At 43.0% G+C, this 21,802-nt stretch carries 26 protein-coding genes; 11 read left to right on the top strand and 15 right to left on the bottom strand.

Annotation, left to right across the window (positions count from 1 at the left end):
- Position 1 precedes the first annotated feature (1 nt).
- From JU57_RS06525 to pseB, 9 genes are read right to left on the bottom strand one after another with little or no spacing between them, the layout of a single operon-like run.
- On the bottom strand, positions 2 to 1,336 hold the full coding sequence (locus tag JU57_RS06525; RefSeq protein WP_037958581.1) for a fatty acid--CoA ligase family protein: 1,335 nt from the start codon (positions 1,334 to 1,336) through the stop codon (positions 2 to 4).
- On the bottom strand, positions 1,336 to 2,037 hold the full coding sequence (locus JU57_RS06520) for an SDR family NAD(P)-dependent oxidoreductase (RefSeq protein WP_037958579.1): 702 nt from the start codon (positions 2,035 to 2,037) through the stop codon (positions 1,336 to 1,338). The genes JU57_RS06525 and JU57_RS06520 overlap by 1 nt, the downstream gene beginning before the upstream one ends.
- The gene (locus tag JU57_RS06515; RefSeq protein WP_037958577.1) at positions 2,030 to 2,317 is read right to left on the bottom strand and encodes an acyl carrier protein; all 288 of its coding nucleotides are present in this window, start codon (positions 2,315 to 2,317) and stop codon (positions 2,030 to 2,032) included. The genes JU57_RS06520 and JU57_RS06515 overlap by 8 nt, the downstream gene beginning before the upstream one ends.
- A 2-nt stretch (positions 2,318 to 2,319) precedes the next feature.
- Positions 2,320 to 2,856 (bottom strand): GNAT family protein, encoded by a 537-nt coding sequence (locus tag JU57_RS06510; RefSeq protein ID WP_037958575.1) that lies wholly within the window; start codon positions 2,854 to 2,856, stop codon positions 2,320 to 2,322.
- Between the two features lie 16 nt (positions 2,857 to 2,872).
- Positions 2,873 to 3,916, bottom strand: coding sequence for a pseudaminic acid synthase (gene pseI / locus JU57_RS06505; RefSeq protein ID WP_037958573.1), 1,044 nt, complete (start codon positions 3,914 to 3,916; stop codon positions 2,873 to 2,875).
- Positions 3,903 to 4,793, bottom strand: a complete 891-nt coding sequence (pseG, locus tag JU57_RS06500; RefSeq protein ID WP_037958571.1) for a UDP-2,4-diacetamido-2,4,6-trideoxy-beta-L-altropyranose hydrolase — start codon at positions 4,791 to 4,793, stop codon at positions 3,903 to 3,905. Before pseG ends, pseI begins: the two co-directional genes overlap by 14 nt.
- Entirely contained in the window at positions 4,771 to 5,469 is a 699-nt protein-coding gene (pseF, locus tag JU57_RS06495) for a pseudaminic acid cytidylyltransferase (RefSeq protein ID WP_037958570.1), read from the bottom strand. Before pseF ends, pseG begins: the two co-directional genes overlap by 23 nt.
- Complete coding sequence (gene pseC / locus JU57_RS06490; RefSeq protein WP_037958568.1) at positions 5,466 to 6,587, bottom strand: UDP-4-amino-4,6-dideoxy-N-acetyl-beta-L-altrosamine transaminase; 1,122 nt, start codon at positions 6,585 to 6,587, stop codon at positions 5,466 to 5,468. Before pseC ends, pseF begins: the two co-directional genes overlap by 4 nt.
- Positions 6,584 to 7,573, bottom strand: coding sequence for a UDP-N-acetylglucosamine 4,6-dehydratase (inverting) (gene pseB / locus JU57_RS06485; RefSeq protein ID WP_037958566.1), 990 nt, complete (start codon positions 7,571 to 7,573; stop codon positions 6,584 to 6,586). The genes pseC and pseB overlap by 4 nt, the downstream gene beginning before the upstream one ends.
- Positions 7,574 to 7,688: 115 nt before the next feature.
- Here pseB and JU57_RS06480 point away from each other — a divergent pair, with 115 nt between their 5' ends.
- The 6 genes from JU57_RS06480 to JU57_RS06455 all read left to right on the top strand — a co-directional run bounded on the left by JU57_RS06480 (position 7,689) and on the right by JU57_RS06455 (position 11,535).
- Entirely contained in the window at positions 7,689 to 8,408 is a 720-nt protein-coding gene (locus JU57_RS06480) for a flagellin (protein ID WP_037958564.1), read from the top strand.
- 29 nt (positions 8,409 to 8,437) lie between these two features.
- Positions 8,438 to 9,025 carry a class I SAM-dependent methyltransferase gene (locus JU57_RS06475; protein WP_037958562.1) on the top strand — a complete coding sequence of 196 codons (588 nt, stop codon included), beginning with the start codon at positions 8,438 to 8,440 and terminating at the stop codon, positions 9,023 to 9,025.
- Positions 9,022 to 9,804 carry an alpha/beta fold hydrolase gene (locus JU57_RS06470; RefSeq protein WP_037958560.1) on the top strand — a complete coding sequence of 261 codons (783 nt, stop codon included), beginning with the start codon at positions 9,022 to 9,024 and terminating at the stop codon, positions 9,802 to 9,804. The genes JU57_RS06475 and JU57_RS06470 overlap by 4 nt, the downstream gene beginning before the upstream one ends.
- Positions 9,797 to 10,969, top strand: a complete 1,173-nt coding sequence (locus JU57_RS06465; protein ID WP_037958558.1) for a class I SAM-dependent rRNA methyltransferase — start codon at positions 9,797 to 9,799, stop codon at positions 10,967 to 10,969. The genes JU57_RS06470 and JU57_RS06465 overlap by 8 nt, the downstream gene beginning before the upstream one ends.
- A gap of 61 nt (positions 10,970 to 11,030) precedes the next feature.
- A complete protein-coding gene (locus JU57_RS06460; RefSeq protein ID WP_037958556.1) occupies positions 11,031 to 11,279 on the top strand; it encodes a type II toxin-antitoxin system RelB/DinJ family antitoxin in 249 nt (82 codons plus the stop codon).
- Complete coding sequence (locus JU57_RS06455; protein ID WP_037958554.1) at positions 11,266 to 11,535, top strand: type II toxin-antitoxin system YafQ family toxin; 270 nt, start codon at positions 11,266 to 11,268, stop codon at positions 11,533 to 11,535. Before JU57_RS06460 ends, JU57_RS06455 begins: the two co-directional genes overlap by 14 nt.
- A gap of 55 nt (positions 11,536 to 11,590) precedes the next feature.
- Here JU57_RS06455 and JU57_RS06450 read toward each other — a convergent pair whose 3' ends face one another.
- The 3 genes from JU57_RS06450 to dcd are packed head-to-tail and all read right to left on the bottom strand — an operon-like array spanning position 11,591 to position 13,263.
- On the bottom strand, positions 11,591 to 12,046 hold the full coding sequence (locus JU57_RS06450; RefSeq protein ID WP_037958552.1) for a hypothetical protein: 456 nt from the start codon (positions 12,044 to 12,046) through the stop codon (positions 11,591 to 11,593).
- An 11-nt stretch (positions 12,047 to 12,057) separates the two neighbouring features.
- Entirely contained in the window at positions 12,058 to 12,696 is a 639-nt protein-coding gene (locus JU57_RS06445; protein ID WP_037958551.1) for a GNAT family N-acetyltransferase, read from the bottom strand.
- A 6-nt stretch (positions 12,697 to 12,702) separates the two neighbouring features.
- On the bottom strand, positions 12,703 to 13,263 hold the full coding sequence (gene dcd, locus JU57_RS06440) for a dCTP deaminase (RefSeq protein ID WP_037958548.1): 561 nt from the start codon (positions 13,261 to 13,263) through the stop codon (positions 12,703 to 12,705).
- 91 nt (positions 13,264 to 13,354) lie between these two features.
- On the opposite strand from dcd, the gene accB reads away from it, so the two are divergent.
- Positions 13,355 to 13,831, top strand: coding sequence for an acetyl-CoA carboxylase biotin carboxyl carrier protein (accB, locus tag JU57_RS06435; RefSeq protein WP_037958546.1), 477 nt, complete (start codon positions 13,355 to 13,357; stop codon positions 13,829 to 13,831).
- On the top strand, positions 13,831 to 15,162 hold the full coding sequence (locus JU57_RS06430) for an acetyl-CoA carboxylase biotin carboxylase subunit (protein ID WP_037958543.1): 1,332 nt from the start codon (positions 13,831 to 13,833) through the stop codon (positions 15,160 to 15,162). Before accB ends, JU57_RS06430 begins: the two co-directional genes overlap by 1 nt.
- Before the next feature lie 76 nt (positions 15,163 to 15,238).
- On the opposite strand, the gene JU57_RS06425 is transcribed toward JU57_RS06430, so the two are convergent.
- On the bottom strand, positions 15,239 to 16,093 hold the full coding sequence (locus tag JU57_RS06425; RefSeq protein ID WP_037958540.1) for a peptidylprolyl isomerase: 855 nt from the start codon (positions 16,091 to 16,093) through the stop codon (positions 15,239 to 15,241).
- Positions 16,094 to 16,293: 200 nt separating this feature from the next.
- On the opposite strand from JU57_RS06425, the gene gltX reads away from it, so the two are divergent.
- The 3 genes from gltX to upp are packed head-to-tail and all read left to right on the top strand — an operon-like array spanning position 16,294 to position 19,598.
- Positions 16,294 to 17,697 (top strand): glutamate--tRNA ligase, encoded by a 1,404-nt coding sequence (gene gltX, locus JU57_RS06420; RefSeq protein ID WP_037958538.1) that lies wholly within the window; start codon positions 16,294 to 16,296, stop codon positions 17,695 to 17,697.
- A complete protein-coding gene (locus JU57_RS06415) occupies positions 17,687 to 18,964 on the top strand; it encodes a malic enzyme-like NAD(P)-binding protein (RefSeq protein ID WP_037958536.1) in 1,278 nt (425 codons plus the stop codon). Before gltX ends, JU57_RS06415 begins: the two co-directional genes overlap by 11 nt.
- 1 nt (position 18,965) lies before the next feature.
- Positions 18,966 to 19,598 carry a uracil phosphoribosyltransferase gene (gene upp, locus JU57_RS06410; RefSeq protein ID WP_037958534.1) on the top strand — a complete coding sequence of 211 codons (633 nt, stop codon included), beginning with the start codon at positions 18,966 to 18,968 and terminating at the stop codon, positions 19,596 to 19,598.
- 47 nt (positions 19,599 to 19,645) lie between these two features.
- On the opposite strand, the gene gdhA is transcribed toward upp, so the two are convergent.
- Entirely contained in the window at positions 19,646 to 21,007 is a 1,362-nt protein-coding gene (gdhA, locus tag JU57_RS06405; protein ID WP_037958531.1) for an NADP-specific glutamate dehydrogenase, read from the bottom strand.
- Between the two features lie 34 nt (positions 21,008 to 21,041).
- Complete coding sequence (locus tag JU57_RS06400) at positions 21,042 to 21,698, bottom strand: MqnA/MqnD/SBP family protein (RefSeq protein WP_037958529.1); 657 nt, start codon at positions 21,696 to 21,698, stop codon at positions 21,042 to 21,044.
- Positions 21,699 to 21,802: the final 104 nt, after the last annotated feature.

Genomic DNA, 21,802 nt, shown 5'->3' with positions numbered 1-21,802 from the left:
ATTAACCAAGTCTCATTTTCTTAAAGCGTTCGCTAAAGTGAGTCTGTTCTACAACATTCACATGCGTTGGGATTTTATAACCATCCAGTCGTGATTTGCAAAAGGTGCGGATCATTTTTTTAATGGATGTTGCCTCTTTTGGGTCTTTTAAAACGACTTCAACGGCGACACTTTGTCCTGTAATGGCATTAGAGATCGCACTTACCATGCAGTCTTGCACTTCGGGCATCATCAAAATGACGGACTCGACCTCATTGGGCAACACTTTTTGTCCACCGACATTGATAACCTCTTTTGCGCGTCCGATGATGCGAAGAAATCCATCTTCACTCTCTTCAACAAGATCGCCCGTGTCAAACCAGCCCTCATGAAAACTCTCCATGGAAGCATTAAGATAGCCTAAAATTTGCGTATCGCTTTTGAGCCACAAGGTGTGATTGACGATTTTATATTCACACGACGTATCTTCAATGCGCATCAGCGTAGAATCAGAAGCCTTCGAAGAGGTTGTCGCGATGCCTGTTTCACTGGTGCCAAACGTCTGTAAAAATTTAATTTTCGGAAAAACGATTTTGAGTTTATTTAACAGAGATTCTGGCATGGTCTCCGTACCATACGTGATCATTCTAAGAGAAGACAAATCGTAACGCTCGTGTGCTCCACTCATCAGAATTAGGTTTAAAAATGTAGGCGAAGAGGGCAATACTGCAACATGATAACGTTCGATAAGCGCACAGATATGTTCAGGATTGCGATTATGCGGTATGACCATTGTTGCGCCCATAGAGAGAATATTGAGCATGGTATTGAGTCCACCGATATGGTCGAACATCAAGAAAAGAAGCATCACTAAATTTTTACTTTTTTTCATTTCATAATGGGCTACAAGGTGGGAAAGATTGTGTACCATAGCTTTTGGTTTTCCGGTACTGCCACTGCTAAAAAGAATCAATCCTGCATCACCTATTTTTTGAAGGTTCTCAAGCATGGGATGAGGTGTTGCATCGTTGGTATGAGTGGTCACAACGAAAGATTCGCCATGATAGGCGATACTATATAAACATTGTGCAATCGCAATTCGCTCATTTATTTCTGCGGGTGTGGTACTTGTTATGGGGGTGATGATTGCTTTTTTTTCATAAAGCGCACTAAAAAGTGCAATAGCCTCAAAGTTGTAGTCTGAAAGAATGGCAACGCTTGAGCCTTCAGGGATGTTGGCAAGCAGCGTCTTTTGATATACCAAAGCACGTTTGATAAGATCATCGTACGTGTAGGAGCGATCATCATGATCTACTATGGCAATTTTTTGATCAAACAGAGCTAATTTACTAAGCATCAGCGATGTACTCCTCCAAGATGAATAACTTGCGCAGTGATAAAATCACTTTTATCGTCTATCAAAAAATCGATGACATGCTTAATATCGTCAAATGTACCAAATCGTGCAATCGCTTGTTGGGCAAGAAGGGACGCCATCTTCTCTTTTGGCACCGCTTTAATCAGATCGGTTTCGATCGGTGTTGGGGCTATTGCATTGACGGTAATGCCAAAAGGAGAAAGCTCTTTAGCCGTTGTCTCTGTTAGGTTTTCTATGGCTGCTTTACTTGCTGCATAGATCGCTTCGCCCTCAAGCCTTAATGCTGTCGCAATGGTTGAATAATTGACAATGCGCCCTTTTTTTTGTTTCATCATTGCTTTGGAAACTTCTCGAAGAAAGAGAAATGTTCCGACAATATTGGTTTGAAGAATCGCATTGAGTGTGGAGAGTGAGGTTGTAAGCGTATGGTTCATACTCGCAATCCCTGCGTTATTGAGCAACACATCGATACGACCAAACTCTTTTTTGACACTTCGAATCATTGCCACCACCGCCATTTCATCCGCAACATCCAAGATAAAATGTCGGTAGTGTGGATGCGCAAGGGTTGTGGCTTCACGACTGCATCCAATCACGGTATGCCCTTCGCTGAGATAGGCTTCACACAACGCATACCCAATACCTTTGCGGCTGCCGGTGATGATGATGATTTTAGACATTGAGAAGCTTTTCAATATAAGCAGAGAGCGTTTCTACGGTTCGAAACGGAGATACTTTTTGGCTCATGGCTTTTTCATCTGCTAAAACAATGTTTTTGCCATAGTGTTCCGATACCTTCTCTTCAATGTCCGCAATAAATGAGACAAGGGCAAGGCTATCTAGTACGCCATTGCCTCCAAAAAGTTTGGTATCGAGGCTTGGATGCTCAAGGGAAGGCTCTTGGAGTTCTTCATTAAACTCTTGCAGTGCCGCTATGATGATGTCTGTAATCTTCTCCATGTTTAGTTCCTTATCGTGAGTTGTGAAGCTGTTTTTAGAATGGGTTGAAAGAGCTTAGAATTTTTTTTCATTTGCCATACTTCATGGCTTAATGCCATCGTGCAAAAGGAGGATGGTTGTGTATCTCTCATCTTAAATCCTAAACGTTCATTGAATTTTAGAGCAGGGCTATTTTCAACATGCACAAAAGACTTAACATGGCATGCACGGTACTGATTAAAAAGTGTATCTAAAAAAAAGAGTGCAACGGCTGATGTCACAAGCGGTGAGGTAGTTGGATTAAAAAATAGTCCCCATGAGGGTGTGTGACTCTTAATCGCATTTGCATGGATTGCCCCTTGCATGATCTGATCTTTCTTGAGAGCTAAATAAAGTGTGTCATCATTGTTTTTCAGTGTTTCCACCCATGCAAGATGGTCGTTAAACGCAATTTCTTTTTGGGTCGGTGTATAGCGAAGAATGGCTTCTTGGTTGCGCAGTGCCAAAAGGGCTCTGTGTTCTTCGTGTGTGAGCCTAAAATAGGGAGTCAAATAGAGCATCTAAGGTCTTCTTTTCTCATAATAAGATGACATCTTCAAGGCGTAAAGGCGTGCCGAATGCTAAGTCGCAGGCAGCTTTTTTGCCAAGGATTTCGTGTAAATGACGTGGATGCAAGCCATTGCAAGGGCGCACACTTTTGACGTTTTCCCGTGTTAAAATCTCCCCTTTGCGAATGGGTGCACTCACATAAAGGCTTCGGTTGAAACGGCGATTTTTGAGCTTAAACGCGTCCATCTCGTAATGCACGTCACCTAAAAGAAGTTCCGTTTCGCGAATGGCTTTGCTCATGGCAGAAAACGTCTCCACGTCGAGTGAAAATGCCGCGTCAGCTCCACCGATGGAGCGTTCCAGAATGAAATGTTTCTCAATGACACGCGCGCCTAATGCTACAGCGGCAATGGGTGCGCTGATGCCCAATGTGTGGTCGGACAATCCTGCGATAACGCCAAAACGTTTTGCCAAATCAGGAATTGTTTTCAGATGCGCATGCTCAAGAGGTGCGGGGTAAGAGCTGGTGCATTGAAGCAGAATAATCTCGTCATTGTTTTCCTGTTTGCAAAGGGCAACTGCCTCTTCAATTTCTTCAAAATAGGCGGTACCCGTGGAGATAATCATCGGTTTATGCTCTTTAGCACATTTACGAATCAGCGCGTGATCGGTGATCTCAAATGAAGCGATTTTATATGCAGGTGGATCAAATGGCCGTAGAAAATCGACCGCTGTTTCATCGAAAGGAGATGAAAAACAGATAAGCCCCTCTTCGCGTGCTGTTTTAAAAAGCGTTTCGTGCCACTCCCAAGGTGTGTACGCTTTTTGGTACAAATCGTAAAGTTTGGCATTGTCCCACAGCGTTCCACCTTGGATGATAAACTCGTCTCTGTCGCAATCAAGCGTGATCGTATCGGCGCGATAGGTTTGCAATTTAATCGCGTCCGCCCCTGCTTTTTTAGCCGCCTTAATCGTCTCAAGCGCTGTTTGCAATGAACCGTTGTGGTTGGCAGAGAGCTCGGCGATGATAAACGTTTTGATAGTGTTGAAATCAAAATCAGCGATCTTCAAAGTTCTCTCCTTGCATCCATGCGTGAATGAGGGTTTTGAGGATTTGAGGCTCAAAATCGTGCATAACTGGATAGTCATGCTCCTCTAAATATCGATACATATCGTCTTGATTGTGTGCGACTTTAATCGCAATAAATGACAGTTCCATAAAAAGCACCTCTTGCACGATGCCACTGGGTGTGACAATCGCACATTTGCTTTGATTCATGATTTTGGCGACCTCGTTTGCGTTTACATGTAAAGCGATGTTTGGAAACGCCTCGACATAGGTTTGAAGCTCGTGCAGGTGGGCATTGGCTGTGGTCGAAAGTATGCTTACATGTAACGATTTAGGAAGGATTTTGAGGATCTCTAACGTAAGATTTCCTGCGTCACTTCCACCCATCGCAATCAGCACATCGTAAATCTTTTCACGCGCGATGTTTTTCTCATCTTTAAACTCATCACGAATCAGCGTATACGTACTGCCACAACGTAGTTCACATCCTTTGGGCACAAGATTTGCGTAACGAGCGGCATCGGCGCAGATGGTGTGATTGAGCAAAATATCGCAGTGATGTGCTTGGTAGGTGTCATCAAAACTCAGGATGGTGACATTTGTCGTCTCTTTCACGGTTTGCTCAAAATGCGCGTCAATGCCATAATGATCGATCACCAAAAGGTTTACATGTAAAGAGTGTATGAGCGCTATCAGTTCGTCTGCATCGTTGGTTTGAAGGATGTGAACTTCATAGGGAATCTGCTCTATCATGCTTCCTTGAAGTGCTTGACAGGCAAACACCACTTCGCCCTCCAAGCTTTGCGCTAGCACAAGGTCGCGCATGATGTGCCCAAGTCCGATGGCGCTCGAACTATCAGCTCTTATCAGTGTTTTCATGAAGCACTTTGTACATGAGTTCGGCGCGTGTCCAGTCTTCGGGCGTGTCGATGTCTTGAACGAGATGGCGAGGTAAAACGATGGGAATACTCTCGCTTCCAAACATCACATCGTGCGCGGTTTTATGAAGGTTATGCCAGTAAAATTGCCCAGCATCTTGGTACGCTTCCTCTAAGTCTTGGCTTCGCGCAGCAAATTTGTCCCTCCAAAACATTTCACACCGTTTTATTTCGGTAATTTTGAAGGTACGCCAAATCGGAAAAGGCATCGATGTCACGGAAAAGGCGTACACCGCGTCACTTTCTTTGAGTCTTTCAAAGCCTTCGATGAGGTAGCGTGGTTCTAAAAGCGGTGCAGTAGCGTAAATCGTGCAGGCAAAATCATAGGTTTCACCTCGCTCTTTTAAGGTTTGAAGCACGTGCTCCACCACCGCGCCCGTGCCTGTAAAGTCATCACTCAGTTCACGCGGTCGCAGAAAAGGAACCTCGGCGCCATAGCTTTTGGCAACCGTTGCGATTGCTTCATCATCGGTACTCACAATAATCTTCTCAAAAAGTCCACTTTGAAACGCCGCTTCGATGCTGTAGGCGATCAGTGGCTTTCCGCAAAAATCTTTGATGTTTTTGCGAGGAATGCGCTTGCTTCCGCCACGTGCAGGGATGATGGCGATGTTCATCTCGTGCATCCTTTGAGTTTTTCAATCTCTTTAAGAAGTGTATCGGCAATCCAGATGGCATCGTCCATGCTCATGCTTTGATGACACGGGATGGAGAGTTCCGCACGGTAAAAATCTTCGGCATTTGCGAGACGCTGTTCGCCAAAAAGAGCTTTGTAGTAGCTAAACTGGTAGATCGGTTTGTAGTGAACTTGCACCCCAATACCTTTTACATGTAACGCTTCAAAAAGCTCTTCTTTTGCGCACCAGAGGGAAGCATCAAGCAAAATAGGGTAGAGGTGATACGAGCTTTTTTTGGTTGGTGCAATCGCAATCGTCGTAAAGTAAGGGTTGTTTTGAAAGCGCGTGTCGTAGTAGTGTGCGATCTCTGCGCGCTTAGCGATAAAGCTATCCAAACGTTTCAGTTGAGAAAGTCCCAAAGCACATGCAACATCGCTCAAACGATAATTTTCGCCAAGAACGATCATATCGGAATTCCAGTGGGTCTTTTTCACGATGCCATGACTGCGAAGCAGTTTGGCTTTTTCATAAAATTCGGTGTTATGGGTCGCAATAGCACCGCCTTCAAACGTGGTAATGGGCTTAATCGCATGAAAACTAAAGATGGTCATATCGGCGACATTGCCTACTTTTACGCCATCTATTTCACTGCCAAGCGCATGGCTTGCATCTTCAATGAGAAAAAGTTTATGTTTGTCACAAAGTGTTTTAATCGTTTTGATAGGGAGAGGGTTGCCCCCGAAATCAACGGGTGCAATGGCTTTGGTTTGGGGTGTTATAAGCGCTTCTAGTTTCGTTTCGTTGATATTTCCGTCGTACTTAATGTCACAAAAAATAGGTTTGGCACCGCATTGGATGGCGGTATTTGAAGTGGCAGCAAATGTGAGAGGTGTTGTGATGACTTCATCACCCACTCCCAGTCCGATGATCTGATAGGCGACATGTAACGCCGAAGTCGCGGAGTTCATGACACAGACATGTTTGACACCAAGATACTGCGCTAAGGCTTCTTCAAAGTCGCTGACGGTTTTACCACCGGTTAGAAAATCGCCTTTGAGTGTCTCGACCACCGCGTCGATGTCGCTTTGGTCAATGCTCTGTCTGCTGTAGGGAATCATGCCTCGATCATCTCTTTCAAACTGTTGGCATCAAGCCACTGTGTATTCGTGTCTGAACTGTACTCGAAGCCCAATGTTACGAGCGTTCCCTTCTCTCTGAGGGCGTTACATGTAAAGTTGGCTTTTTGGGAAAATTGGATGGTCGGCTGGATGACATAATGGTCGTGAAATTCAAGGGTTAAATGGCTGTCATCTTTAGGCACCATCACTTCGTGCATCTTCTCCCCTGGACGAATTCCGATAATTTTAATACCCAGATGTGGCGCCATGGCATGCGCTAGATCGGACATTTTCATGGACGGAATTTTAGGGATGAAAATCTCGCCGCCTTGCATGCGTTCAAAATTTTTCAGCACAAAATGAACCCCTTGCTCCAAGGTAATCCAAAAGCGTGTCATATGTTCATCGGTGATGGGAAGCTCTTTGGCTCCCTCTTCGATCAACCGTTTAAACAGAGGCACCACGGAGCCGCGACTGCCTAAAACATTGCCATAGCGTACGACGGAAAAGCGCGTTTGTTGGCTTCCCCTGATATTATTGGCGGCAATAAAAAGCTTATCACTCGCAAGTTTAGTTGCACCGTAAAGATTGATGGGATTGGCAGCTTTATCGGTGGAGAGTGCGATCACTTTTTGGACTTTGCATTCGAGTGCAGCATCAATCACATTGCCTGCACCATTGATATTGGTTTTAATACACTCCATTGGGTTGTACTCCGCGATGGGAACGTGTTTGAGCGCAGCGGCATGAATCACAAAATCCACGCTGTCCATTGCTCGTTTTAAACGTTCTAAGTCACGTACATCACCGATAAAAAAGCGCATGCAAGGATGTGTAAACTGCTGTGCCATTTCGTACTGTTTGAGTTCATCGCGCGAGAAGATGATGATCTTGTTGGGTGTGTAATTTTTTAAAAGAATTTCAGTATATTTTTTACCAAAGCTGCCTGTCCCGCCCGTAATGAGTATATTTTTACCGTTAAACACATTAGCCCTTTGTGCCAGTTTTTTATTTTAAAAGCAATTTTAATTCCGCTTCTGATTTGACAAGTGTATCATAGGAGTAGTATAATAAATGCATCTTTAAGTTAGGGAGCATGTGATGAAAATTTCTAGCAGTTCCAATAGTCAGATTTTAAACCTTATCTCTGACAAGAAAACCAATGCAGACACAACATTAGAGAAGATTGCAGCGACTAAAGAACTTAGCGGAAAAGACAGTGCCAGTCTTATCATCTCCGATGCACTCTCTTCCCAAATCTCCTCTTTAACCCAAAACGTTCAAAATGCCAACGAGACGGTTAGTATGTACCAGATCGCAGACTCCTCCTTGCAAGCGATTAGTGCAGGAACAGAGCAATTAAATGATCTCGCGGTTCGTTCTAACAATGCTTCCTTGAGTAGCGATCAAAAAGCAATGCTTCAAGAAGAGTTTGATGCGATTAGCAGCTCCATGCAAGATATCGCCAATCAAACCACTTACAATGGGCAAAATCTCCTCTCGAGTAACTATGGTCTTGATGTTTCAGGGCTCAGTTCTCTCTCTTTGGACAATCAAGAGGGCATTGCGAATTTTAGAGAAAATTTAAGCAGTCTGAGCCAAACAGCAGGTAATCAGATCAATGCTTCTAGCAGTTCTATTACCAATTCTTTGACGACGATTACCAATTTAAGCAGTGCCAATTCGCAGATTTCAGAAACCCCTCTCGATCAAAAAATCACGCAAATCAAGAGCGATGAGATCAAACTCACCAGCGCTGTTCTTGCACAAGTCCACCAAAACAGTATGATGCAACAAAGCATTTCGGCACTTTTAAGCTAAAAGTGCCCCTCTTTTTTTAGCCTCCTTGTATGCCACGTATCAACAATAAAACCTTTTATGAAAATGCCATCAAACGCTATGGGTGTACGGCACGAGGACTCAACTGGAACTCCAAACAGTCGCAACACACCCGTTTTGAAGTGATCCATGAGCTTTTGGGGGAGCATTTGCCCTTTAGTAGCGTTATTGATGCGGGGTGTGGCTTTGGCGATTTGTATCTTTTTTTGCAGCAAAAAGGTGCGTTGCCTCGAAAATACACAGGCTACGATATGCTTGAAGAGGCCCTCTTTGTGGCGCATAAACGTACCAAGCAGACCTGCGTGAAAAAAGATATTTTAAATGACGAATTGGCGTTTGCGGATTTTTACATCGCCAGTGGTTCGATGAATATCTTGAACCGTTCGGAGACCTTTTTATTTATTCGCCGTTGTTATGAGGTTTCTAAAAAAGGATTTGTCTTTAACCTGCTTCGAGGTGAAGAAAAAGAGGGGCATTTTAACTACTTCTTGCCCGAAGAAATCGAAGCCCACGTGAGTGATTTTGCCTACGATGTGGAAATGTATGAGGGCTATATGGATGGCGATTTTACGGTATTTTTGAAGAAAGAAGCACGATGAAAAAACTTTTATTTGGAATGATCGGATTTTATGCAGTAGCGATGGGGTATCTCTATTTCACGCAAAACGCGCAGCTTTTCCCTGCACATTTAATTGAAAAGCAGGCTCAGATAAGTGGTGAAAACATTGAGCGACTCTCCTTACATGTAAGCGCTGATGCCGTGTTAGATGGTGTATTGCGTACCGATGCGCAAAGCGATGCAGGGTTGATTCTCTACTTTGGTGGAAATGCCGATGATGCGACGCATTTTGTTTTACATGTAAAAGTGTTGCAAGGGTATGATGTGGTTGCTTTTAACTACCGAGGGTATGTGGAAAGTACGGGAGAGCCTAGCGAGCAAGCCTTTTTTGAAGATGCTTTGAAGATCTATGACACCTATGCGAAAGGTCGCAAAGTGGTTGTGATAGGGCGAAGTTTGGGCACAGGCGTTGCGACGTATCTTGCCAGTAAACGCGTTGTGGACGGCTTGGTTTTAATCACCCCGTATGATTCGATCCTCTCTTTAGCCAAACTCAAGTACCCTTTTTTCCCCGTGGATCTTTTGCTCAAAAACAAATTTGAAAGTGTAAATTACCTCCCTTTGGTCAAAGCACAAATTGCTGTTATCGAAGTTGAACATGATACGATCATTCCGCGGTATCATCTTGAAAAACTTTTAGAGGTAATGCCAATAAAACCTTTACATGTCATCTTTTCCAACACAACGCACGGTGACGTACTCGAACATCCTGCCTTTACCAAAGAGTTACAAACTATATTAGGAAAAATCATTGAATAAAGTATACGTAAAACACTCCGTTGTCCCCAAAATCAGATGCTTTACCCCATGGGTGTACGCCAACGAAATCGACTCAAGCGCTGAAGAGTTTCAAAGCGGTGAAATAATCGCACTGTTTTCTAAAAAAGACGGTTTTTTAGGAACCGCGTACGTCAACCCCAAATGCGCCATTTTCGCACGAATTTTGAGTTTTGGCAAAGAAGAGATCGGCAAAAAGTTTTTCCATAACCGCATCAAACGTTCTATCGCGAAACGCGAAACGCTTTTACATGGTACCAACGCGGTGCGCCTGATTCACTCCGAAGCCGACTTTTTGCCAGGCTTGATTGTCGACAAATACGGCGACACGCTCTCCATTCAGATCAACACCGCAGGTATGGAAATCTTTCGTGAACTCATTTTAAGCACACTCAAGCAGCTTGTAAACCCTTCATGGATCGTCGAAAAATCCGACATTCACTCCCGAGAAATCGAAGGCTTGGAGAGCAAAAATGGCACCCTTTTTGGAACACCCACTAAAGAGTTTACGTTGAATGAAAATGGGCTCCATTTTTTAGTCGACATCGAAGATGCCCAAAAGACAGGCTTTTACCTCGACCAACGCAAAAACAGAGCCATCTGTGCGAGTTACATCAAAGAGAACGACACCGTGCTCGACATCTGTTGCAATGCGGGTGGTTTTGGTATCTACGCACTCTCAAAAGGGGCTAAAAATGCCATCTTCGTCGACATTTCCGAATCGGCAATAGAACAAACCAAAGCCAATTTAGCAGCCAATGCGATGGAAAATTACGAAGCTTATGCCGCCGACGCGTTTACCTTTATGAAAGAGAAAAAATATAAAAATAGCTTCGATCTGATCGTACTCGACCCACCATCCTTCGCCAAAACCAAAGAGCAAACCAGTGGCGCCAAACGAGGCTTCAAACACCTCTTAATGGAAAGTACCAAAGCGGTCAAAGACGGTGGGTTAATCGCTCTGTTCTCCTGCTCCTTTCACGTCGGTAAAAAAGAGCTTTTAGAGATCGCCATGGAAGTTTCCCACGATCTGAAAGTGCAATACATCCTCTTAGAGCAAATGCAACAAGACAGCGACCATCCGTGCCTTATCAACGCAAGCGCTTCGTTTTATTTGAATGGGTTGTTGCTCCGAGTTGAGAAGTAATTGACAAGGTTTTGGGATTGCTCTATAATACGATGGTATTACAAAAATAGGAGGTCGCATTATGAGACAAACTACGAGCATCAAACTAGACCCGACTGTCAAACAAGAAGCGCAAGAAATTTTCGCAACGCTTGGCTTAACACTGGGCGAAGCGGTCAATCTTTTTTTAAATCAAGTCCGTCTTAGAAAAGGCATCCCTTTTGACATCGAAATACCCAATGCAAAAACACAACAGATATTGCAAGAGGTTCGAGAAGGTAAAAATGTTGACACTTTTTCACTTGACGAGTTAAAACGTGCCAACGCTTAAGAGGCATAAATCATTTTTAAAAGATTATGCCCATACCAAATTAACAGATATGCAATTTGAAAAACTTATCTCTTTTTTGGCGTTGTTGAAAGAGGGTTGTGAACTTCCACCAGAGTCAAAAGATCACGCTTTAAAAGGGAATTGGAAAGATTTTAGAGAGTGCCATTTGGGTGGCGATATTCTACTGGTGTATCAAAAAATCAATGATGAAATCATCTTGGCAAGACTTGCAACGCATAGTGAGCTTTTCGGCTAAGAATCTTTACATGTAAAGATTCTTACTCTTTAAAAAAAGAGCGTTTTCGGTAGTATTAAGCTATCTCAAACTTCCCCTCATCAATAAATCTCAAAAATTCTGCTTTAAATTTAGCTCTATTCTCGCTCTCTTGAATCCATGGAAGATGAATTTTTCGTTCGGCTTGGATGATGGGGAACCATGTATTTTGTAGATCGTGATCGAGCATACAGCGATCATAGATTGACTCTAAAAAGTTCCAGATAATAAACGCGTAGATGTCATACTCTACCTCTTGTTCGGCACTTCGTTCACTGTTTTTTTGCACTAAATGTGGTTTAGCAAGGGCTTCTTTGAGAATCTCAAAGTACATTTTATCGATTTCGCCGTAATGGACGATTTGCATCGTTTTACGATACGTCCGCATCGAATAAATAAGTGCAAAAATAGCCAAAGTTGTTGCGATAACACCCATAATGGAGCTAATCGCTGTCCAGAGGGTTTCGTATTGGTCGCTTAAAAAAATCTCCATCAACAATCCTTCTAAATGAGGTTTAACATCGGGGGCATAGGCGCAAGCATGTGTGCAATGCGAGGATCGTCATTCGTGCATCCATACACATCAACATAAAGTTTTTCAAGCCATGTGTGCAGCGTCTCTTTGGAAACTTCGCGCATACGGAGGTGATAGACTAAAAGCTCCATAGGTGGGGCTTTTTCACTACTTTGGAGCGCTAAGATATAATCAAACGGATCAATTTTTAATGCCCCCAAACGACGGTAAAAGGCTTCTCGCTTTTGGCGAATTTCATGATCAATTGAGCTTTTTTCAGGTGAGTCGATTTCGATCAAAAGTGCGCGCGTGCCATGCGTTTCAAAGAGCTGTTCGATGCTACTTTTTAAAAGCGTGGAGCCCAGTCCACTGCCACGAAGACGCTCATCGACCGCCATGTATTCGAGCAAGAAAAAATCGTCATTGTGCGGATGATACATAATGCAAAATCCAACTATTTTTTCGTCATTATAGGCAAGATAAATGGTGTAAAAAGGGGCGTGTTGCATTGCTAAAAGTGCGTCGCGAGATTTTTGCTCTGAGAGGGGAAATGCAGTTGAGTAGATGGCATAAAAGCCATCAAACTCTTCTAAATTATTTTGCTCTAAAGCTTTTACATGTAAAGCCATAAGTGCTTATTTTAAAATGCGTGGTAGGGTAATACCTGTTTGTCCTTGGTACTTACCGTGTTTGTCTTTGTAGGTGGTTTCACATGCGGTGTCCCCCTCTAAAAAGAGCACTTGTGCGATGCCTTCGTTGGCATAGATTTTAGCAGGTAACGGTGTCGTGTTTGAAATTTCGATGGTGATATGACCTTCAAACTCTGGTTCAAACGGTGTGACATTAACGATGATACCACAACGTGCATAGGTACTTTTGCCAAGACAAATGGCTAGGACGTTTTTAGGGATTATGAAGTACTCCACGGTACGTGCTAAGGCAAATGAATTGGGGGGGACAATGCAGATGTCACCTTCAAAATCAATCACATTTTTATCGTCAAATTCTTTGGGATCAACGACGGTGGAATTGACATTGGTAAAGATCTTAAATTCTCGTCCTACGCGGATGTCATACCCGTAACTGCTCACACCGTAACTGACGACATCTTTGCCCACTTGTTCTTCGCAAAAAGGCTCTATCATACGCTCTTTGAGCGATTTTTCTCGTATCCAACTGTCTGCTTTTAAACCCATAATTTCCCTTAAGTGATCGTATATATTTAGTGTGGTATTATAACACATTTTATGTCATGCCAAAAAATGGCAAATATTTAGGAGAAACCGAATGGACAAAAGTGAGATTAGAGAGTTAATACGTATTTTTGATAAAAGCGATATTACAAAATTGAAAATCAAAGAGGGTGATTTTAGCATTGAACTTCAAAAAGGTTTTGATGGTCCTGTTGCCTATGCAGCAGCTCCTGCGCCTGTCGTACATCAAGCAGCAGGTGTTGCACACGCTGTTGCTGCAACACCTGCTGCTCACGTTGGCGGCGAAGCGAGCATTAATGCTGCACCCGCAGGTCTTAGTATGAAATCACCGATGGTTGGAACATTCTACCGTTCTCCAGCTCCTGGTGCTGCTCCCTTTGCCAAAGTAGGCGATGTGATCCGTAAAGGTCAGCCTATTGGCATTATCGAAGCGATGAAGATTATGAATGAAATCGAAGCAGAATTTGATTGTAAAATTTTAGAAATCCTTGTTGAAGATGGTCAGCCAGTAGAATACGATATGCCAATCTTTGCGGTGGAGAAAGTGTAATGAAGATTGAGAAAATTCTTGTTGCCAATCGTGGTGAGATCGCCCTTCGCGCAATAAGAACCATCAAAGAGATGGGCAAGCAAGCGATTGCGGTTTATTCTACGGCGGACAAAGATGCGCTCTATCTTCAACATGCTGATGCGAGTATTTGCATTGGTGGCCCCAAATCATCGGAAAGTTATCTTAGCATTCCTGCCATTATCAGTGCCGCTGAAATCAGTGGGTGTGACGCGATCTTCCCAGGGTATGGTTTTTTAAGTGAAAACCAAACCTTTGTTGAAGTGTGCCAACACCACAATATCAAATTTATCGGCCCTTCAGTGGACTCTATGGTTTTGATGAGCGATAAATCCAAAGCCAAAGATGTGATGAAAAAAGCAGGCGTGCCTGTTATCCTTGGGAGTGAAGGCATTCTTGAGAGTGTTGAAGACGCCAAAAAATTGGCTGAACAGATCGGACTTCCTGTGATTGTCAAAGCGAGTGCAGGCGGTGGTGGACGTGGTATGCGTGTGGTTGAGAAGATGGAAGATTTGGAAAAATCGTTTCTTGCGGCTGAAAGCGAAGCGCTCAGTGCGTTTGGCGATGGCGCGCTTTATATGGAAAAATACATCAAAAATCCTCGTCACATTGAAGTGCAAGTTATTGGCGATTCGTTTGGCAATGTTGTGCATGTAGGCGAGCGTGACTGTTCGATGCAGCGACGTCACCAAAAGCTGATTGAAGAGTCTCCTGCGATTGCACTTGATGATAAAACCAGAGCACGCCTTCACGAAGTCGCGGTTAAGGCAACCAAATACATCGGCTATGAAAATGCCGGTACCTTTGAGTTCCTTTTGGATGCCGATAAAAACTTCTACTTTATGGAGATGAACACGAGACTTCAAGTCGAACACTGTGTGAGTGAAATGGTTAGCGGCATTGACATCATCGAGTGGATGATTCGCGTTGCGGAGGGTGAAAAACTTTTTGATCAAAGTGCCCTTACTTTCAAAGGTCATTCGATTGAGTGTCGTATTACGGCGGAAGATCCTGTCAAATTCATCCCAAGCCCAGGTAAGATTACAAAGTACATCATTCCAGGAGGCCGCAATGTACGTATGGATTCACATGCGTACCAAGGCTATTCTGTACCACCGCATTATGACTCTATGATTGGAAAGTTGATTGTTTGGGGTGAAAACCGTGAACGTGCGATCAAAAAGATGAAACAAGCTTTGAGTGAGTTACAAATCGAGGGCATTAAAACTGTTCGTGATTTTCACTTAAACATGATGGAAAATCCTGATTTTATCGAAAATCATTTCGATACAAACTACCTTTCACACTACTAAAACACATTTTTCGAGATAAAAAAGGGGCTTGCTTCGATTTTGAAGCAAGCCCCTTTTTTCGTTTACATGTAAAAAATTATGGCGCTCTAACGACTTGAATATTGGCAGAAGATTTGAGTTTTTCAAAAAACTCTTCAATCGCTTTTTGCTCTTTACCTTCGCTTAGTTTTGAGTAGATATAGTTTTTAGCGTTCTCAAATGAGACACTTTGCACATTGTGTTTCTCTTTCACAAAAAACATCGCGTAGTTATTGGCATCGGATTTGACAACAGGTGAAAAGTGACCAATGGCCGTTTTGTTAAGCAGGGCTGCTAATTTTGGATCGGTTTGACTCGCTTCAAGTTTTCCCTCTTTAAGCTCAACATCACTCACTGCACTCATGGGGTTACTTTGAATCGCGGCAAGGCTTTGTTGATTTGCGCTGGTATAGATCGTTACATCAAACGCACTGGCTTGTGAAAACTCATTGAGGTTTTCATTGTAATAGGCTTGAAGCTCACCATCACCCATTTGTTGCATTTTGGTGTTGACAATTTTTTTATACAGCTTATCGCGTTGTAATTTCTTTTTGAGATCTTCTTTGTACTCGGAGACATCAATGTTTTTTGAACGGATCATATTGAGAAAGTCGTATTGACTCATGTTGTTGCTAATTGCTAAGTTTTCAATGTACTGATCAACTTCAAAATTATCAACGGTGATACTTTGTTTTTTGATCTCAGACTCTTCCAACTTTTGTCTTACCAAAATGTCCAAAGACTCTTTTTTAGAGATGTTAAAGCGCTGTGAGTATTTGAAAACATCGTAAAGCGTGATGGGTTCTTTGTTAATAATAACGGAAACGCCATCAATGGTTCCTGCATTGACAGGTGAAAAAAGAAGGGTAGCACTCAACGTTACAAAAGTTAACACCTTTAGGTTTATCTTCATCAATAGTCCTTTGTTTTAAGAAAAATAGCTATATAATCGTGTCTGTATTAAAAATAAGAGCTACGAATGATAACATGTTTTTAGACAAAAAAAATTAAAAAAATGTTTTTGCGTCCGCTCTCGTAGAATTTTTAGTTAACGCGTAACAAAATGATACATAATTTATACATAATTCATCAAATTACAGTGAAGGTAGAGTCATGGTAGTGACACGTTTTGCCCCTAGTCCTACGGGATATTTGCATATAGGAGGGCTTCGCACAGCCCTTTACAGCTATCTTTGGGCGAAAAAAAACAGTGGAAAATTTTTATTTCGCATTGAAGATACAGACCTCGCACGAAACTCAAAAGAAGCCGTAGATGCCATTATAGAAGCGTTTAAATGGGTGGGATTGGCACATGAAGGTGAGGTTGTTTATCAATCTGAGCGTTTTGATCTGTATAAAAGTTATGTTCAAAAACTTTTAGATGCAGGCAAAGCCTATAAATGTTATATGAGCAAAGAAGAGCTTGATGCCCTGCGTGAAGAGCAATCCGCACGCAAAGAGCGCCCGCATTACGATGGCAGATACCGTGATTTTACAGGTACACCTCCTGTGGGCGTTGAGCCTGTGATTCGCATTAAAGCGCCCACGAGTGGCGTGATTTCCTTTGTCGATGGTGTCAAAGGTGAAATCTGTTTTAATGCCACTGACATTCTTGATGATTTTATTATTGCGCGCAGTGATGGCACGCCAACGTATAATTTTGTTGTGGTCATTGATGATGCGCTGATGGGTGTTAATGAGGTCATTAGAGGCGACGATCATGTTTCTAATACCCCTAAACAGATCATTTTGTATGAAGCCTTTGGTTTTAAAATTCCAAAATTTTACCATGTGCCGATGATCTTAAATCCGCAAGGGAAAAAGCTCTCCAAACGCGATGGTGCGGTGGATGTGATGGAGTATAAACGCGAAGGGTATTTGCCAGAAGCACTGCTGAATTTTCTCATTCGTTTGGGGTGGAGTCATGGCGATCAGGAGATTTTTTCTTTTGAGCAAATGCAAGCGCTCTTTGATCCTTCGCATATCAACAAATCAGCGTCAGCCTACAACCAAGAAAAATTGGTATGGCTTAATACGCATTACATTAAGCAGGCCAGTTATGAGCGTTTGATTGAAGAATTGCGCTTTTTTGATGTCGATATTTCCTTACATGTAAAGAAAGAGTTACTGATTGACGCACTTCGTGACCGTGCAAAAACCTTGGTCGAGTTTGCAAACCTTATTCAGCAGATTTTAGAGGCACCAACGTGTTACGATGAAAAAGCGGTTGAGAAGTTCTTAACTGCCGATGGACTAGGCGTTTTAGAAGACTATTTGGTGGTATTAAAAGGTGAGAAATCGCTTTTACTTGCGAGTGAATTTGAAACATTTACCAAAGCATTCTTAGAAGAGCGCGGCTTAAAGCTTAAAGATTTGGCGCAAGCGATTCGTATTGCCATGGTAGGCAGTTCAGTCAGTCCTTCTATTTTTGACGTTTTGGAAATTATTGGATATGAAGACGTGGTTAAAAGAATCGAAACATTAATTTTATTTCAAAGGAGTTCTGGTGAGTCATAAAGGAAAAGTAACGAAAGAGGAATCTTTAGCATACCACGTTGGTGGAAAGATCGAGATCAATGTTAAAACACGTTGTGATACAGCCAGAGACCTTTCAATGGCCTATACTCCAGGTGTTGCCCATCCATGTCTTGAAATTGAAAAAGATAACGAGCTAGCCTATACCTATACCAACAAAGGCAATCTTGTTGCGGTGATTACCGATGGAACAGCGGTTCTTGGTCTGGGTGATATTGGCGCAGTCGCTGGTAAACCTGTTATGGAAGGCAAATCCGTTCTGTTTAAAAAATTTGCAGGCGTTGATGCGTTTGATATTGAATTGGATGAAAAAGATCCTGATAAAATTATAGCTATTTGTAAAGCACTGGCTCCAACGTTTGGCGGTATCAACCTCGAAGATATTAAAGCACCTAAATGTTTTGAGATTGAGCAAAAACTTCAAGCATGTGTCAATATCCCCGTGATGCACGATGACCAACACGGTACGGCGATGATTACCTCTGCCGGTCTTATCAATGCCCTTGAGATCAGCGGTAAAAAAATCGAAGATATGAAAATTGTCGTCTCAGGTGCTGGAGCTGCTGGTATTGCATGTGCAAAAATGTACAAACTTTTGGGCGCTAAAAAGATCGTTATGATCGATACCAAAGGGGTGATTCACTCAGGTCGAGACGATCTTAACAGCTACAAAGCAGAATTTGCCTTAGAGACAAGTGATCGCACACTTGAGGATGCCATGAAGGGTGCAGATATGTTCCTTGGACTTTCAGCGCCGGGTGTTGTGAGTGCGGAGATGGTTAAATCCATGAATCCATACCCTATTATTTTCGCCCTTGCGAATCCAACTCCTGAAATTCTGCCAGAAGAAGTTCATGCGGTCAGAGATGATGTAATGATGGGAACAGGAAGAAGTGACTATCCAAACCAAGTCAACAACGTGTTAGGTTTCCCTTTCATCTTTAGAGGTGCGTTGGATGTCAAAGCAACCAAAGTAACCGAAGGCATGAAAATGGCGGCTGCTGTTGCTTTGGCCAAATTGGCGAAAGAAGAGGTGCCTGATTATGTCAAATCAGCCTACAATGGTGAAGAGTTGAAGTTTGGTATTCATTACATTATTCCAAAACCATTTGACAGACGTGTGCTTGTTTGGGTCTCTGCTGCGGTGGCTGAAGCTGCAATTAAAGATGGCGTAGCTCGTGTAGAGGACTTTGATATTGGTCTGTATAAAAGAGATTTACAAGCGATGATCGACGCGGAGTTGAAATAACGTGAAAAATGTTCATGTCATCAAACATCCTCTGATTGAGCATAAACTTTCGATCTTAAGAGATGAAAAAACAGAGCCCTTTCAGTTTCGACTTTTGGTCGATGAAATCTCTTATTTGATGCTCTTTGAGGCAACCAGAGATTTACCGCTTCGTGACGTTAAGGTTCAAACCCCTGTTGCCGTGGCAAATGCTAAAAAACTGGATGCTAAGATTATGATTTGCCCGATTCTAAGAGCTGCTCTTGGCATGTTGGACAGTGTTTTTAAACTGATTCCCGATGCGAGCGTAGGCTTTTTGGGTTTTCAACGCAATGAAAAAACACTCGAAGCAGAGTTTTACTATGCCAAACTTCCCTCGGATCATCTTGAGCGTACCGCGATCATCATTGATCCGATGTTTGCGACGGGTGGCACAGCGATTGATGCGGTGAATTTTCTTAAAAGCAAAGGGGTCAAAGATATTCGCTTTTTAGCGTTGGTCTCGGCGCCTGAAGGGTTAAAGCGTTTTAGTGACGTTCACCCAGATGTCCCTGTTTTTACGGCATGTGTGGATGATGGGCTGAATGAAAATGGCTATATCGTTCCCGGCCTTGGAGACGCAGGAGATCGTGTTTTTAATACGTTGGGTACTTAAAAACACTTTTTAAATCTTTACATGTAAAACGGGCTTTGCCCGTTTTACTACACCGCGCCTTGGTCGATCATGGAGTCGGCTACTTTTCGAAAGCCTGCGATGTTTGCACCCAGCATCAAATTTCCCTCATTTCCAAACTCTTTTGAGGTGGCGTAGGCAAGATCAAAGATAGACCGCATAATGGTGTGAAGTTTGCTGTCAACCTCGGCAAAACTCCATTTTTGCATGCTGGCATTTTGACTCATCTCCAGTTGACTGGTTGCGACACCTCCCGCGTTGGCGGCTTTGGCAGGGCCGTAGAACATCTTGTGTGCCAGCATAAAGCCAATCGCACCAGGGGTACTTGGCATGTTCGCACCCTCATTGACCAAACGACACCCGTTTTTGTAGAGAATTTGGACGTCGGTCAGGTTAAGTTCATTTTGAGTAGCACTTGGAAAGGCCGCAAAACAAGGGATACTCCACACCGCATTGGTTCCTTGAGGATACTCAGAGAGGGGAATATAGACGGCATTAGGACGAATTTTGATGTATTCACTGAGGTCTTGACGCGCTACCTCTTTGATCGCTTTCAGCACGGTGAAATCGACACCATTTTTGTCGTAAATCATCCCTTTTGAATCGCTACATGTAACGGGAAGTGCGCCCATCTCATAGAGTTTTTGGATCGTGTAGAGGGCAACGTTACCTGCGCCTGAGACGGTGCAGACTTTATCTTTGAGTGAGTCGCTGGCTTTGTTGAGAATGTTTTCGGCGAAATAGACAGAGCCATAGCCTGTCGCTTCGGTGCGCGCAAGGGAGCCACCCCAGTTGAGTCCTTTCCCCGTTAAAACGCCTTCAAAACGACTCGTAAGACGTTTGTATTCGCCAAACATATAACCAATTTCGCGCCCTCCCACGCCAATGTCGCCTGCTGGAATGTCTTTGGTTTCGCCGATGTGTTTGGAAAGTTCGACCATAAATGATTGGCAAAAGCGCATGATTTCGCCTTCACTTTTTCCTTTGGGATCAAAATTGCTTCCCCCTTTGGCACCGCCGATGGCAAGCCCTGTGAGGGAATTTTTAAAAATCTGCTCAAAGCCTAGAAACTTGATGATCCCAAGATTGACGCTCGGGTGAAAACGAAGACCGCCTTTGTAAGGTCCAATGGCGGAGTTAAACTGCACACGGTAGCCGATGTTGGTTTGAATTTTGCCTTGGTCGTCCATCCAAACGACGCGAAAAAGAATTTGGCGCTCGGGGATGACGATGCGCTCTAAAATGTTGTACTGATCGTATTTGGGTTCTGCGTGTAAAAGCGGTTCAAGGGAGATCAAAACCTCCTCAACGGCTTGGTAGAACTCGGTTTGTCCAGGGGTACTTTGGATCGTGGATTTTAAAACTTTCTCAATATCACTTTTCACAGACATCAGGCAACTCCTTTGGGGATTTTACGATGAAGGCTTAAAGGCGTTTGGCTTTTTTTAAAAACATAAAGAGCGCTTTTTGCTCTTTTCGTCCGATAGTATAGCTAATCAGTTTGAGATACGCTTTAATATCTTTTTCAACGATACCACGCTCTTTGGCGTACTGGGAGAGAATGTAGTTGGGAATTTTAATCGGATGTCGTACAAATTGAGTTGAGAGACGTTTGTAAAAACGGTAACGGGCATTGACACAAAAACGGGCAAATACAAACGGCAAATGGTACGTGTCATGCCATGTTTGCGCAAGATCGATGTAGGTTTCGGGGGATTTTAAATAGAGCTTTAAAGCGCGATCACCAATAAACACTTCACCTTGTAACCCAAGGACACGGGCTAGTTTATTGGATGTTGCGGATGCAGGATCACTTTTGGGCTCACCTTGTTTCATGATGACACTTTTAACATTTTTTTGCGCCACAATGCCGATATTGAGGCGTTTAATCCCTGTGCGTTTACTCTCAATGCTTGAGATAAAAGCAGCATCCACAGCACGTTTTCTAAATTTGCGATTAATGGCGGAGGGAACGGATTTTTGATGTTCACATGAGCGTTTAAAAGCATTGGGTAGAGAAGATTTTTTTAAGAAAACATGAAACGGAAGTAGATTGATATAATCTATCTTTCCAAAAATCATATAAAAACTCCTTAGATAACAATGGACAAATTATAACGTAGCTAGCTTAACAAGAGGATTTACTAAGAAGAGTTATACCCAAAAGTCGGTACAATGAAATAAAC

The organism is Sulfurospirillum sp. SCADC (assembly GCF_000743525.1).
In the GTDB taxonomy this organism is placed as follows: Bacteria; Campylobacterota; Campylobacteria; order Campylobacterales; family Sulfurospirillaceae; genus Sulfurospirillum.
Note: the sequence above shows the minus strand (reverse complement) of the source record. Positions and strands in the feature narration are given on the sequence as shown.